At 40.6% G+C, this 13381-nt stretch carries 17 protein-coding genes; 15 read left to right on the top strand and 2 right to left on the bottom strand.

The window, feature by feature from the left end:
* Positions 1–16 precede the first annotated feature (16 nt).
* The 15 genes from DVG78_RS20915 (at position 17) to DVG78_RS20845 (ending at position 12138) form a co-directional block, all read left to right on the top strand.
* Positions 17–1132 (top strand): cytochrome c oxidase subunit II, encoded by a 1116-nt coding sequence (locus tag DVG78_RS20915; protein WP_114462990.1) that lies wholly within the window; start codon positions 17–19, stop codon positions 1130–1132.
* A 32-nt stretch (positions 1133–1164) separates the two neighbouring features.
* Positions 1165–3045 carry a cytochrome c oxidase subunit I gene (locus DVG78_RS20910; RefSeq protein ID WP_114462989.1) on the top strand — a complete coding sequence of 627 codons (1881 nt, stop codon included), beginning with the start codon at positions 1165–1167 and terminating at the stop codon, positions 3043–3045.
* Positions 3023–4045 (top strand): COX15/CtaA family protein, encoded by a 1023-nt coding sequence (locus tag DVG78_RS20905; RefSeq protein ID WP_114462988.1) that lies wholly within the window; start codon positions 3023–3025, stop codon positions 4043–4045. Before DVG78_RS20910 ends, DVG78_RS20905 begins: the two co-directional genes overlap by 23 nt.
* A 1-nt stretch (position 4046) precedes the next feature.
* Positions 4047–4922, top strand: coding sequence for a heme o synthase (gene cyoE, locus DVG78_RS20900; RefSeq protein WP_114462987.1), 876 nt, complete (start codon positions 4047–4049; stop codon positions 4920–4922).
* An 8-nt stretch (positions 4923–4930) separates the two neighbouring features.
* Complete coding sequence (locus DVG78_RS20895; protein WP_114462986.1) at positions 4931–5515, top strand: cytochrome c oxidase subunit 3; 585 nt, start codon at positions 4931–4933, stop codon at positions 5513–5515.
* Between the two features lie 44 nt (positions 5516–5559).
* The gene (locus DVG78_RS20890; protein WP_114462985.1) at positions 5560–6321 is read left to right on the top strand and encodes a cytochrome c oxidase subunit 3; all 762 of its coding nucleotides are present in this window, start codon (positions 5560–5562) and stop codon (positions 6319–6321) included.
* A gap of 85 nt (positions 6322–6406) precedes the next feature.
* Positions 6407–6727 carry a cytochrome C oxidase subunit IV family protein gene (locus DVG78_RS20885; protein ID WP_114462984.1) on the top strand — a complete coding sequence of 107 codons (321 nt, stop codon included), beginning with the start codon at positions 6407–6409 and terminating at the stop codon, positions 6725–6727.
* Positions 6728–6791: 64 nt separating this feature from the next.
* On the top strand, positions 6792–7316 hold the full coding sequence (locus DVG78_RS20880) for a DEAD/DEAH box helicase family protein (protein WP_147277137.1): 525 nt from the start codon (positions 6792–6794) through the stop codon (positions 7314–7316).
* Between the two features lie 7 nt (positions 7317–7323).
* On the top strand, positions 7324–7866 hold the full coding sequence (locus DVG78_RS20875; RefSeq protein WP_114462982.1) for a DUF420 domain-containing protein: 543 nt from the start codon (positions 7324–7326) through the stop codon (positions 7864–7866).
* Positions 7867–7874: 8 nt separating this feature from the next.
* Complete coding sequence (locus tag DVG78_RS20870) at positions 7875–8156, top strand: CAMCR motif-containing small membrane protein (protein WP_114463003.1); 282 nt, start codon at positions 7875–7877, stop codon at positions 8154–8156.
* Between the two features lie 83 nt (positions 8157–8239).
* Positions 8240–9094 (top strand): peptide chain release factor N(5)-glutamine methyltransferase, encoded by an 855-nt coding sequence (prmC, locus tag DVG78_RS20865; protein ID WP_114462981.1) that lies wholly within the window; start codon positions 8240–8242, stop codon positions 9092–9094.
* A gap of 228 nt (positions 9095–9322) precedes the next feature.
* On the top strand, positions 9323–10003 hold the full coding sequence (locus tag DVG78_RS20860; RefSeq protein ID WP_147277136.1) for a hypothetical protein: 681 nt from the start codon (positions 9323–9325) through the stop codon (positions 10001–10003).
* Positions 10000–10452 carry a membrane protein insertion efficiency factor YidD gene (gene yidD / locus DVG78_RS20855; RefSeq protein WP_114462979.1) on the top strand — a complete coding sequence of 151 codons (453 nt, stop codon included), beginning with the start codon at positions 10000–10002 and terminating at the stop codon, positions 10450–10452. The genes DVG78_RS20860 and yidD overlap by 4 nt, the downstream gene beginning before the upstream one ends.
* Positions 10449–11309, top strand: a complete 861-nt coding sequence (locus DVG78_RS20850; RefSeq protein ID WP_147277135.1) for a hypothetical protein — start codon at positions 10449–10451, stop codon at positions 11307–11309. The genes yidD and DVG78_RS20850 overlap by 4 nt, the downstream gene beginning before the upstream one ends.
* A complete protein-coding gene (locus DVG78_RS20845) occupies positions 11254–12138 on the top strand; it encodes a hypothetical protein (protein ID WP_158550066.1) in 885 nt (294 codons plus the stop codon). Before DVG78_RS20850 ends, DVG78_RS20845 begins: the two co-directional genes overlap by 56 nt.
* Before the next feature lie 34 nt (positions 12139–12172).
* Here the strand turns inward: DVG78_RS20845 and DVG78_RS20840 are convergent, their stop codons facing one another.
* Together DVG78_RS20840 and DVG78_RS20835 are read right to left on the bottom strand one after the other, a co-directional pair.
* Complete coding sequence (locus tag DVG78_RS20840; RefSeq protein ID WP_114462976.1) at positions 12173–12625, bottom strand: TM2 domain-containing protein; 453 nt, start codon at positions 12623–12625, stop codon at positions 12173–12175.
* An 83-nt stretch (positions 12626–12708) separates the two neighbouring features.
* Positions 12709–13230 carry a hypothetical protein gene (locus tag DVG78_RS20835; RefSeq protein WP_114462975.1) on the bottom strand — a complete coding sequence of 174 codons (522 nt, stop codon included), beginning with the start codon at positions 13228–13230 and terminating at the stop codon, positions 12709–12711.
* Positions 13231–13381 lie beyond the last annotated feature (151 nt).

Below are 13381 nucleotides of genomic sequence, written 5' to 3'. Positions count from 1 at the left end.
AACCTATCTTAATACAATGGTATATTTAGTTGGTTTATTATTGCTTGTGCTGCTTGGGGTAGCAATTGCTATCGCAGCCAAATTGCAGAAAGTAATGGGCAGTGTTCAATCAAACACTGAGGCGGATGCTCCCGTTCCGAACAATAAAATAAACGGGGCAATGTGGATGTTTTTCCTAATTGCAGGGACTGTAGGTGCGGTATGGTCTTATTTGTCGGCCAGAAACTACTTTTTGCCCGAAGCTTCATCACCACATGGTCGTGAGACTGACAGCCAGTTTTGGTTGGACATGTCATTATTGACCATTGCGTTCTTTATTGTCAATTTCCTGCTTTTCTTTTTTGCGTGGAAATACCAATACAAGAAAGGATATAAGGCTACTTTTTATCCTGAAAATCACAAACTTGAGTTGATTTGGACTGCTATTCCAGCCGTAATCATGGCAGTGCTAGTATTCTTGGGATTTCGTTCATGGACCCAAATTATGTCTGATGCTCCCGCTGATGCCCAAGTAATTGAAATCATGGGTAAACAGTTCGGTTGGATTGTACGTTACCCAGGTATTCAGGATAACAAACTTGGAAATTATAACTTCAAGTTGATAACTTCCGACAACGAAATGGGGGTTGACTATTCTGATGAGGCTTCAATGGATGATTTTATCAATCCAAGTGAAATGCACGTTGAAGTAGGTAAACCAGTATCGCTGAAAATTCGCGCCCGCGATGTTTTGCACAGTGTATTTATTCCTCACATGCGGGTGAAAATGGATGCGGTTCCCGGAATGCCGACTAAATTCTGGTTTACTCCTGATAAGTCTACCGAGCAAATGCGGGCAGAGTTGGGGAATCCTAATTTTGATTATGAGATTGCTTGTACGGAAGTGTGCGGACGTGGTCACTTTGCCATGCGTTTACGTCTGATTGTTGAAGATAAAGCATCGGTAGATGCATGGAAACAACAACAAAAGCCTTTGCTTTCAACTATTTTAGAAGCTGATCCAAAGTTCATTTCTAAAATTCCTGAAAAATTACGTGCGAAAGCAATGGATTACGCTCCTTATGTGGAAGAGGTTGATAGCACTACTGCAGCTACAGGTTCGGCCGCTGCGGCTACTTCTTCTTTGCGTTAATTGAAAATTTACAACTTTAAACTCTCATAAAAATGTCAGTAGTAGAGGCCAATTTGGAACACGATGTCCACGCCCATGATGAGCATGAACATCATGAAGAATTAAACTTCTGGCGCAAGTATATCTTCTCAGAAGACCATAAGGTAATTGCCAAACAATACATGATTACCGGTATTTTTTGGGCGATTATCGGAGCGGCGATGTCGGTTGTTTTTCGTATTCAATTGGGTTTCCCCGGAGCAGATATTAGCTGGTTGAAACCTTTCCTTGGGAAATGGATAACCGAGACTGGTGCGTTAGATCCGAACTTTTACCTTGCTTTGGTGACAATGCACGGTACAATCATGGTATTTTTTGTACTGACAGCGGGCTTGAGCGGTACATTCAGTAACTTCTTGATTCCATTGCAAGTAGGTGCGCGCGACATGGCGTCTGGTTTCTTAAACATGTTATCGTTTTGGTTCTTTTTTGCATCAAGCGTTTTAATGTTTGTATCTATCTTTCTAGAAACTGGACCTGCTGCGGGTGGATGGGTTGTATATCCTCCTTTGAGTGCCTTACCACAAGCACACATGGGCTCTGAAATGGGGATGACGTTGTGGCTGCTCAGTATGGCAATCTTCATTATGTCATCTCTTTTGGGTAGCTTAAACTACGTGACAACCATCATTAACCTCCGTACCCGTGGTATGACATTTACGCGTCTTCCGTTGACGATTTGGGCGTTTATGATTACGGCCATTTTGGGGATTATCTCATTCCCAGTATTGTTGTCGGCTGCATTGCTTTTGATTTTTGACCGCCATTTTGGTACAAGTTTCTATCTTTCAGAAATCTATATCAACGGCGAAGCTTTACCAAACGTTGGCGGTAGCCCGATTTTGTTCCAACACTTGTTTTGGTTCTTAGGTCACCCAGAAGTATATATTGTATTGCTTCCTGCATTGGGGATTACTTCGGAAATTATTGCAACCAATTCACGTAAGCCAATTTTCGGTTATCGTGCCATGATTGCCTCTTTGATGGCTATTGCATTCCTTGCCTTTATCGTGTGGGCTCACCACATGTTTGTGACTGGAATGAACCCATTCTTAGGTTCAATATTTATGTTCTTGACGCTTATAATTGCCGTTCCTTCGGCGGTAAAAGCGTTTAACTACATCACGACGCTGTGGCGCGGTAACATTGTGTTTACGCCTGGGATGCTTTTCTCTATTGGTTTGGTGTCGTTGTTTGTATCGGGTGGATTAACTGGGATTATCTTAGGTAACTCTGCGTTGGATATTCAATTGCACGATACATATTTTGTAGTGGCTCACTTCCACATTGTAATGGGAGCTGCCTCGGCCTTTGGGTTCTTTGCGGGTATTTATCACTGGTATCCAAAGATGTTTGGCCGCATGATGAACAATACATTGGGACAACTTCACTTCTGGTTGACGTTTGCGGGAGTATACTTGGTATTCTTCCCAATGCACTATATTGGTATTGCGGGCTTCCCACGTCGTTATTACCAATTTACCAGCTTTGACTTTGGTAAGTCGTTTACCGACCTCAACATGTTTGTGAGTATTGCTGCTATCTTTACATTCTTTGCGCAGTTTGTATTCCTTTGGAACTTCTTCTACAGCATGTTTAAGGGTAAAGTAGCTCCGATGAATCCATGGAAGTCAACAACCCTTGAATGGACTACGCCTGTCAATGTAGGGCACGGTAACTGGGTCGGTGAAATTCCTGCCGTGTATCGTTGGCCTTATGATTATAGCAAACCAGGTTCAGACGTTGATTTTATTCCGCAAAATGTACCTCATTCTCAAACACCAGAATCTAATTTCCCACATGAGAATGCCTATATAGCGCAGGAAAAAGAAATTGAGGCTCAAAATTACAATGACCAATTCCAGGCTCATTGATCACAATAACAGCAATCGCCTGTTTCGGAGGCTGGCACTTCTAACAGTTGTCGTTGTATATTTATTAATACTTATCGGCGGAATTGTTAGAAGTACTGGCTCTGGGATGGGGTGTCCCGATTGGCCAAAATGTTTTGGAAGTTGGGTTCCTCCCACAGAGGTATCCCAACTTCCTCCAAATTACCAAGAGATTTACGGTGCTAAACTCAAAGGTGAAGTAGAATTCAACCCTACGAAGACTTGGATTGAGTATCTTAATCGTTTGTTTGGGGCTTTTACGGGAGTCCTGGTTTTTGGAACACTGCTCGCATCTATTCCCTTCTTAAAAAAAGACCGCCCTATTTTTTACATGAGCTTGACAGCGTTCTTGCTGACAGGTTTTCAAGGTTGGTTAGGTTCTAAAGTAGTATCAGCCGAACTATCGCCGTTCATCGTCACATTGCACATGCTTTTGGCAATTGTCATAGTATTTGTGCTGTTGTATGTTATGGCAAGGTCGTATGTAGGGAAGGTGAAAGTAGAAAAGGTCGGAAATAAGCCATTGATTGATAAATGGTTGAAGTGGACTATAGGCCTGTCACTGCTTCAAGTGTTGATTGGTACGCAAGTGAGGGAAGCAATGGATGACGTAATTGTGAATCTTGGTAATGAAGGACGTAATAAGTGGGTAGAAAACTTAGGGATTTCATTTTACATTCATAGGTCTTATTCAATTATTGTTTTGATTCTCCACGTTGGTTTGGTTTATTTATTATCAAAGTATACACAAACCAAAGGTATTGTTTCTAAGTTGTCCAATGCCCTTCTGGCAACAATTATTATTGAGATTGTAACAGGGATTATTTTGGCTTATTTGAGTGTGCCCGCTGTTGCACAGCCAATCCACCTAACATTGGCAACGGTTGCCGTTGGAATGCAATTTGTGGTGTGGCTATTAATTAATGCTGAAAGTGTGTTTACTCATAAAACGGCTTTAAAAGTTGAAAATATAAACGTTTGAAATGTCAATAACCTTAGATATACTCTTTTTAAAGCTACGTGCTTACTTGGAACTTATGAAGTTGCGGTTGTCGTGGTTGCTTGCTTTTTCGGGGGCTTTTGGATACAGTTTAGGTATCGATAAAGTAGAATGGTTACCACTAACCATTTTTTTGTTTGCCGCATTTTGTATCACAGGGGCGGCCAATATCATCAATCAAATTATTGAGATAGATTTAGATAAGTTGATGAAACGTACGCAGAACCGTCCGCTTCCAAGTGGGCGTGTGAGTACACGGGAAGCCGTTTGGTTGGCAATTGTGTTATTTGCGGTATCGACAATTCTCTTTTTTGTTGAGTTCAATCTGCGTGCCTGTGCATTGGCGGTATTGTCAACGATTCTCTATGGTTTTGTATATACGCCCTTAAAGAAAGTAGGCCCGATTGCTGTATTTGTCGGTGCAATACCAGGGGCATTTCCACCCATGATTGGCTGGGTGGCAGCAACCAATCAATTTGGACTTGAACCGGGTATACTTTTTGCGATTCAATTTATTTGGCAGTTTCCCCACTTTTGGGCAATTGCTTGGGTTTTGGATGAAGATTACAAGAAAGCAGGTTTTCGTTTATTGCCATCTAAAGGGGGCAAAGATTTAAGTACGGCGATTCAAATAATGATTTATACCTTGTTTTTATTGCCAGTAGGATGGTTGCCTTATGAATTGGGAATGACAGGAATCAATTCTGCTTTGGTGGCAATGTTGTTTGGTGTTTTATTCCTGGCTCAAACATTCCATTTAATGCGTAAATGCTCCGACAAGACAGCGTTACAATTAATGTTTGGCTCATTTATTTATTTACCAATAGTACAAATAGCGTACCTGTTGGATAAAATTTAATTCAGAACATGGCTGAGGTAGAAAAAATAAGAATTGAGGAAGCTCCTGAAACGTTGGCGATGGACCCCAAGAAGTTTATACTTTGGGGCTTTATTGTTACCATTATCATGTTGTTTGCTTCCCAAACCAGTGCATACTTGGTTCGACGGGCCGAAGGAAACTGGGTAGAGTTTCAAATTCCGCAAATCTTTTGGTACAGTACTGTAGTGCTTGTTGTAAGTAGTGTGGCAATGCACTGGGCATACGTAGCTGCAAAAAAAGATAATTTCAATACACTCAAAATAGCAATTTCTATTACTTTTGTGCTCGGAATGGCATTTTTGGTGATGCAGTTTCTGGGCTGGAAAGATTTGGTTGCGCAAAACGTATACTTTGTCGGTAATCCTTCAGGCTCGTTTTTTTACGTGTTTACTTTGTTGCACGGTATTCACTTAATCACTGGTCTTTTGGTTCTTTGTGTTACATTTATTTCAGCAATGAGACTGAAAGTACACGCCAAAAACCTCCGTCGAATAGAAATTTGTACCACATATTGGCATTTTCTTGACATTCTGTGGATTTATTTATTTGTTTTCCTTTTGTATTTTCGTTAGAAAAAGAGTCTTAATTAAAACTTGCAATATTTAATAGAATAACGATGGCTGCTACTGCACAACCGAATGTTAAAAATGTATGGCTGGGGGGAGTTGAACCTATGAAAGCCAGCTACGGGAAGTTGATGATGTGGTTCTTTTTAGTTTCGGACACATTCACTTTCTCGGCTTTGCTGGTTTCTTATGGTTTAGTTCGCTATAGTTACCCTGCCTACGCAGGTAAAGTTGTTGATTTTGTTTCATCGCCGACCTATTGGCCGATTCCAGAAAAGGTTTTTGATGCACTACCCTTTTTGCATGGTTTACATGCACCGCTTATTTTCGTTGGGATAATGACCTTTATCTTGATTTTTAGTTCGGTAACAATGGTATTGGCAGTAGAAGCAGGCCATCGTAATGACAGAGCAACCGTTGAAAAATACATGCTTTGGACGCTATTGGGCGGTGCTACCTTTTTAGGTTGCCAAGCATGGGAATGGACGCACTTTATCCACGGAACAGAAGGTGGAACGGTTATTAAAGAAATTGTTGACGGTTCATGGGTTTCCAAAACTGTATTCGGTGCAAATCTTACCGTAAATCAATATGGTCCGCCAGCGTTTGCTGACTTCTTTTTCTTTATTACAGGTTTTCACGGAACCCACGTATTTTCGGGTGTTGTATTAAACTTCTTGGTTTTTTATCGCACGGCTACGGGTACGTATGAGCGCAGAGGACATTATGAAATGGTTGAGAAAGTAGGTTTGTACTGGCACTTTGTGGATTTGGTATGGGTATTTGTATTTACATTCTTTTACCTCGTATAATTCAGCACCGTTAAATACAAAGCATTAAACGTACAAGCTGCTTTAATGCACCCCTTCCTAACGTTTAACTTAAAATTAAAAAGATATGGCACACGTACACGAACACGAAGTTGATGAAAACGCCGGTGCAGAGCAAAGAAAAGCAATTTGGCGTACTTTTTGGATTCTTTTAATCCTGACTGCAGTTGAGTTTTTAATTGCTTTTACACTTGAAGCAGGAACACTTAAAACTGCAATATTCGTTGGAATGACCATTGTGAAAGCTTTTTATATAGTGGGTGAATTTATGCACTTAAAGCATGAAGTAAAATCACTCATTTGGGCAATCCTGATTCCTTGTATTTTTGTGGTTTGGTTGTTGATTGCCCTGATGCGTGAGGGAGGCTCCATTTTCGACTTACGTTAATTTTTTAAAGTGAGTTGAATGGTATCTTCCCCACTCAATTCTGAGTAAAAGAGTATTTTATACTATGAAAAGATACATGAAAGCCGGCTTGCTAACCCTAGTGTTGGTGTTGCCGGCTTTAATCGTTTTATTTTTACACGGTTTTGCCGAAAACCACTTTACGTTGCCCTACCTTCAACCGCTGGTTGATTCAACTGGAAAGGTCGTAATGAACGGTCAGGATACGGTTTTTTATCAAGTTCCGACAGCCGTAGAAAAGAATATTAAAGTTGTGGCGTTTTTCGGTGAAAACCCCTCAAATCAGCTAATTCAACAATTTTCAAGGGTTGAAAAATTAGCTTCGGACGACGTAAAAATAGAAGCCTTAAAAGGTGAAAATGTTGAAAAAGACGCAACGGAGATTTACAAAATCAAGCCGTTAATAAAAGCAAAGTCTGCTGAAAACATTCTCTACAACGAACAGTTTATACTGATAGACAAAGAAGGATATACCAGAGGTGTTTATGATGGTACTGACCCCGAAGACGTAGACCGCTTGTTGGCAGAATTGAAAATCCTGATTGATATTTACAATAAAGGCAAAGATTAACCCGATAATGGCAACACTTGCATTACCCAAAGACAAAAAATTTAATAAAGTAATAAACATTGTGGCAGTGGCTATTCCGTTGGTAGTGGCTGTTTTGCTCAATCCACGAATTCCTAAAGTGGAGCTTGGAGAATGGAGCCAGGTCTTACCGCACCTTAATGGTCTCATTAATACCTTAACTTCGCTTACATTATTGGCGGGGTATTACTTTATTAAGAAAAAAAACATTGCAGCTCACCGCCGAATGATGACTGTTTCGTTTAGCTTAGGTGCTTTGTTTTTGGTCAGTTATGTATTGTACCATTTGTCCAACGAGTCTACTCCCTTTGGGGGAGAGGGGCTGATAAGACCCATTTATTATTTTCTGTTAATAACGCACATAACGTTGTCAATTGGTGTTGTTTGGTTTGTGTTGAGGGCCATTTATTTTGCGTTGAGCAATCAGATTGACCTTCACAGAAAAGCGGTGAAATGGGCGTTCCCAATTTGGTTGTACGTGAGTGTTACGGGAGTGATTGTCTATTTAATGATTAGTCCTTACTATAATTAAAGATGAGTATGAAAAAGGTAATAAGTTTGGTAGTAATTGTTTTGTTGGCGCTTGTTTTCTCTGAAAGTGCAATGGCGCAGTGCGCGATGTGCAAAGGGGCCGTTGAAACCAATATGAGCACGGGAAGAAATGTAATTGGAAATGGTATCAACGCAGGTATTGCTTATTTATTTGTGTTTCCGTACCTCACCGTTGGCGTCATTGCCTATTTGTGGTATCGCAGCAGTAAGAAAGCCTTGGCAGAGCGTGTGGCGCTTCAGCAGCGGCTGCGAAGTGTAATAAACGGCTAAAAAGTACATTTGCCAATACGTAATCTTAATGGATTTAGGGTATTTATCCCCAAATCCAATGCCCCAAATTTAATTTTTGTTCAATGTTTACTTCAGCCAAATCACTTTTTGATTACATCGTCCAAAATGTCACTGCTTATTCTTCAAAAGAGACCAAAGCAATGGCTTTTATGCTTTTGGAGCATTATTTGCGCCTGCGAAGCGTCGATGTGATGGTAGATAAGCCCATTTCGGCTGATGAGTCACAACCAAACTGGGATAAAATCATTGAACGACTAAACCAAAGTGAACCGATACAGCACATTATTGGGGCTACTTTTTTCTGTGGTCTTGAATTCAAGGTTTCTCCTTCGGTATTGATTCCACGCCCAGAGACGGAAGAATTGGTTCGGTTAATTGTAAAAGACTGTTTTTGGGAAGAAAATCCCGTTAAAATCGTTGATATTGGTACTGGCAGTGGTTGTATTGCCATTGCGTTGGATAGATTCATGTCATTTGCTAAAGTATGGGGTTGGGACGTGTCTGACGTAGCATTGACCGTGGCGCGTGAAAACGCCCATCGACTTTTATCGGAAGTTACGTTTGAGAAATACGATATTCTGAAAGATACTTCGTTTGATGGGCAGTTTGACGTGGTAGTGAGCAATCCGCCCTACATCACCTATGCTGAACAGACAAGTATGCAACCGAATGTACTGCGTTTTGAGCCGCACTTGGCATTGTTTGTAGAAGATGAAGACCCACTCTTGTTTTATCGGGCTATAGCGGATTTTTGTACCAAACATTTAAAAACGGATGGCACTTGCTATCTTGAAATAAATGAGCTTTTTGGTGAGGTAATAAAGCAATTGTTTCTTGAAAAAGGCTTTAAAAAGGTAGAAGTAATTCAGGATATGTACGGTAAAGATCGTATTGTAAAAGCGCAATTATCCGCATAAAAAGGCATTTTAAACAGAGAATGGGGTGATGTAAATCTCCCCATTTTCTGTTTAATGCCATAACGATTTTCACCTCTTAGTTAAATTGGAATGATTTGTCCAATTCTAAGTACATTAATCAGCAAGTCTGACGTTTAGGTTTTTGTATATGCATGAAAGGCTTTAATTTGCCGATATTTTTTGATTCGAATGAAAATGAATGTTGTTTTAATTACTTTTTTGAGGTCATTGTTTTTAACTGTTGTGTTTGTTGGTGTTGGGTATGCGCAGGATGTCCGAAAGGTAAGTGCTTCTATGATTATGCGTACGTCACACAAAGGAAAAACCACTAATACGCGGGCAGAACTCTGTTATGCCACTTCTGGTAGAATGGTGACGTTGTTTCCAAAACCAGCCGAGTTGTATTTATTTAACAATGCCAACGGCGAATTAAGGGTGTATGACCCGACAAAAAATACCGTATTGCAGCAACAAAATGCGACTTACAGCACCGAAACAACGCAATTCTTCTTTTTTCTTCACAATCGTAAAGCAGATTTGGGGCTGTCGAGCATGGGGTTTAGCTTGGGAAGTACAAAGTTTGAAAACGGAGTGATGATAACGACTTGGAAATCGCCTACTCCTTTAGCCAAGAATATTAAGCGAGTAGAATTGGTGCACAAAGGTCAAAATCCCATTTTTATGAAATACGTTGACCCTTCAGATCGAACGATTAAGAAGGTGTTTTACTACGATTATACGAAGTTGGGAACGGTCGATTTTCCGCAGACAATTACGCAAATTGACTATGTAACGGCCAAAGACTCTATCGTAACCAAAACCGCTTATGGGGCGTTGAAAATAAACGAGCAGGTACAGTCCAATTTATTGGAATTTATCATTCCGTCTAATGCCAAGGTAATCAAATGAAAGCTCTCAGACGCGGGAAATGGGTCATTTTGCTCTTAACAGCCCTGTCGATGCAGGGCATGGCGCAAGTTTCAGATTTAGATTTATTGGCCGAATCTGGTTCTGCCCCAACGGTCAAATTTGGGCAAGCTAAGAAAGCAAAACAAAAGGCATTTTTGCGATTTAATCCCGTGTATTGGATGCTTAATGGTGCTCTGACGGGGTATCAAAAAGTAATATCTCCGCAGATTTCGGCGGAGTGTCTTTATGAACTTTCTTGCTCCCGCTTTAGTCGTGCGGCGATTCAAGAATTTGGTATTTTTAAGGGCATTGCTTTAAGTGCCGACCGTATTTCGCGTTGTAATCGAGTAGCAGCAACCAGCATTGAATTGATTCGTATTTCGCCTCAAACGGGGAGAGTGATAGATCTACCTTCGATGTATCGCCAAAACGTCAAAACCAGTAAATGATGCGTAAAAGGAGTAGGTTTAATCTATTGTTTGGGTTTTGTAATTTGATAAGTTTATTGACTTGGCTTCCCCTAAATGCACAGCAAAAATCGTCTTCAGATTCACTTTTTGTAGAATATTTATTGGAAAAAAAGTACTACAATGACGTACTTCAATGGACAGGGAAGCACCAGACTCTCCCGTATTTTCGTGCCCTTGCTTATTATAATCAACAACAGATAGATTCGGCCATTCATTATTTTGAACGTGTGCCAGTTCAGCACCCTTATTATATCAAATCACGTTTTTTGGAAGGGTTTGGCCATACTTTTTCCAAAAGATACGAAAAAGCAGACACTATCTTTACGGCGTTGCAAGTAGTGGATTCGCTACAAATGGCGTTAAGAAATCTACAGTTAGCGGGAGTGAGCCTATTAAAACGTGACACATTGCGGTTTTCAAGCTACCAATCTCAATTTAGCGGCAAGTACTTTGCCTTCAGTCAGGAAGAAGAGATGTTAAAGCAGAGCTTTGATATGCTCAAAAAACATAAGCGCAAGTCGCCATTGGTAGCGGGACTTATGTCGGCGATTGTGCCCGGAACGGGCAAAATGTATGCAGGGAAGTTGGGGCAGGGGGTAATTACCTTTATTCAAAATGTGGCCTTGGGTTTCCAGGCGCGGGAGGCTTATCGAAAAGATGGTTGGAAAAGTCCGCGTTTTTTGCTCTACAGTGGACTATTTACGTTTTTTTACGTGGGCAATATTTGGGGGAGTGTACTTACGGTTAATATTCGCCAACAGGAATTTAATGATAAAGTGGATGGACAGATTTTGTTTAATATGCAGATTCCTTTGCGTACTGTTTTTAATCAGTAGGGGAGTAGTAGCGCAAGTTTCATTGACGGCCGACAGTCTTAGCATAGCAGGTCAGTTTGATTTGGCCTCGGTGTATTATGAAAAGGCATTGTTTGAGCAAAGTCAACGAATTGATTCAATGAATGCTGATGCTTATAGATTGACGGCTAATGAGTTATTATACAAAAAAATTCAGTGCCAGAAATACCTGAAACGTTTTGAGGAGGCTTGGCAAACGGCTCAGCGTTTTAATCTCAATGAGCCGAATGATACGCTTCACTATAAACTCAGATATGAAGTAGCATTGGCGGGTTATTTGAGCCAACATTATGGCGAAGCACACGGACAAATATTACAAACTCGGTTTTATATACGTGATTCTACCTTGTTTTCAGGTTTGGATGTATTGGAGATTCTTGCCCTGAATGAGCTTGACCGTTGGGTCGAATCAAAGGAATTATTTAAGAAATATGCCGCTCGGAATCAACTAAATATAGATACAGAAGAGTTGTATCGTTTTCTCCGAAAAAAGCCTAAAAGCCCCGAAAAAGCGCAATTGCTTTCGTTTATAATGCCTGGCGTTGGACAGATGTATGCGGGCTTTCCGAAAGAAGGGCTTGTTTCGGTGGGTTTACAAACATTGGCTTTAGGTTTTGGCGTATATCATGTTTGGCATCGTTATTACCTGATTGGTTTTTTTACGGGAGCGGGTATGTTTCAGGCGTTTTATTTTGGAGGAGCCCGTCGAGCAGAATTAATGGCAGAAGAAACGAATCGAAAACGAAAAGCGAAGAATAATCAGCAAATACGAATGGTATTAATCGAGTCAGAAAACAAAAAAGGGAAGTAGTTGCTACTTCCCTTTTTTGTTTTCTATTGGACGACTAGTTGGTCCACATGAAGAATTTCTTGTTGTTGACGTACGAATCGAATTTCTTTTCTTCGATTACTTCCATCAATAAAACAATCCAGTCAATCAAGTTTACAATTCCTAAACCACCGCAGGTCAGGATGTAACCAACGATAACGCCGCCCGCAGTACCTAAGTAAGCACGGTGAATACCTAACCAACCAACAACCCAAGAAAGGATAAAAGCTACAACTGGCTTTTTGTCGCCGGCCATTACCTTAGCAGCATCGCCTGCCTGTCCTGTGCCCATAAGGCTTTCAAGTGCAGAGGTAGCTTCGGCGGTATTTGCTAAATCAAGTTGCTCACCAGCATTGAGGGTTTGTTCAATGGCTTGTGCATCAACAAAATATTCAGCAGTGTTGGTAGCATAGCTTTTACCTACGAGAAGTACGGCAAAGCTGAAAACAAGTGCAAATAGTTTTTTCATAAACTTACTTTGGGTTTTTGTTTAAATACAAGCCAAAAATAGACTTTTGGCGCGCAACGTACAAATAAGAATACGGAGATTTTTTAGAATTTAAAAGAAACTCCTGCCTGAACCCATGAACCACCCGAGCCAAGGTCAGCAAAGAGGGCCATTTTTTCAGAGAAATTATACGTACCTCCAACTCTGGCAAGCAAAGTTGCTGTGGTGTAGCGAGTTCTTGAACCAAGACCGTAGGCATTCCAATAAGAGTCGGGATAACCGTAGCTGCGGAGTAAAATACCACCTGAAACGTACAAATCGAAATCGTCATTATCTAGATTTAAGATACGATTAAGGTGGTACGTGGCACGTGGTCCAATTTGGATGTCAGAATAAGAATAGTTGATACCGATGTAACCAAGGCTGGGTCTTTCGTAGCTGGCATATAAACCTACTCCTAAATCATCCATAATTCCATACTCAACAGTTGCATTGGCACCAAGTGAGAAAAGGCCGACCCCGATGGCAACTCTTTTATCTCCTTTAGAGAATTGAGCAAAAGAAGTTGAGTGAAAAGAAATCATTGCGGCAAATACCAACAATGTGATTGAAAATAATTTTTTCATAATGAACTTTTGATTAATAGTTGGAAAAACGTTTCAAAGAAACTACAAAAAGCACTTAGAAAAAAGTTGGAATACGCTAATTTATTATTCGGTAAGCTAAGAAGCGAAAAACAAATTCTCCTTGGGTAAATGTAGAGACGAAGCTTGAAAA

This window comes from Runella aurantiaca (genome assembly GCF_003339505.1).
In the GTDB taxonomy this organism is placed as follows: Bacteria; Bacteroidota; Bacteroidia; order Cytophagales; family Spirosomataceae; genus Runella; species Runella aurantiaca.
This window is presented reverse-complemented; position numbering and strand designations above follow the sequence as displayed.

Coding starts and splice junctions, on each gene's coding strand:
- DVG78_RS20915 (WP_114462990.1), top strand. CDS start 17: ATGGTATATTTAGTTGGTTTATTATTGCTTGTGCTGCTTGGGGTAGCA.
- DVG78_RS20910 (WP_114462989.1), top strand. CDS start 1,165: ATGTCAGTAGTAGAGGCCAATTTGGAACACGATGTCCACGCCCATGAT.
- DVG78_RS20905 (WP_114462988.1), top strand. CDS start 3,023: ATGACCAATTCCAGGCTCATTGATCACAATAACAGCAATCGCCTGTTT.
- cyoE (WP_114462987.1), top strand. CDS start 4,047: ATGTCAATAACCTTAGATATACTCTTTTTAAAGCTACGTGCTTACTTG.
- DVG78_RS20895 (WP_114462986.1), top strand. CDS start 4,931: ATGGCTGAGGTAGAAAAAATAAGAATTGAGGAAGCTCCTGAAACGTTG.
- DVG78_RS20890 (WP_114462985.1), top strand. CDS start 5,560: ATGGCTGCTACTGCACAACCGAATGTTAAAAATGTATGGCTGGGGGGA.
- DVG78_RS20885 (WP_114462984.1), top strand. CDS start 6,407: ATGGCACACGTACACGAACACGAAGTTGATGAAAACGCCGGTGCAGAG.
- DVG78_RS20880 (WP_147277137.1), top strand. CDS start 6,792: ATGAAAAGATACATGAAAGCCGGCTTGCTAACCCTAGTGTTGGTGTTG.
- DVG78_RS20875 (WP_114462982.1), top strand. CDS start 7,324: ATGGCAACACTTGCATTACCCAAAGACAAAAAATTTAATAAAGTAATA.
- DVG78_RS20870 (WP_114463003.1), top strand. CDS start 7,875: ATGAAAAAGGTAATAAGTTTGGTAGTAATTGTTTTGTTGGCGCTTGTT.
- prmC (WP_114462981.1), top strand. CDS start 8,240: ATGTTTACTTCAGCCAAATCACTTTTTGATTACATCGTCCAAAATGTC.
- yidD (WP_114462979.1), top strand. CDS start 10,000: ATGAAAGCTCTCAGACGCGGGAAATGGGTCATTTTGCTCTTAACAGCC.
- DVG78_RS20850 (WP_147277135.1), top strand. CDS start 10,449: ATGATGCGTAAAAGGAGTAGGTTTAATCTATTGTTTGGGTTTTGTAAT.
- DVG78_RS20845 (WP_158550066.1), top strand. CDS start 11,254: ATGGACAGATTTTGTTTAATATGCAGATTCCTTTGCGTACTGTTTTTA.
- DVG78_RS20840 (WP_114462976.1), bottom strand. CDS start 12,625: ATGAAAAAACTATTTGCACTTGTTTTCAGCTTTGCCGTACTTCTCGTA.
- DVG78_RS20835 (WP_114462975.1), bottom strand. CDS start 13,230: ATGAAAAAATTATTTTCAATCACATTGTTGGTATTTGCCGCAATGATT.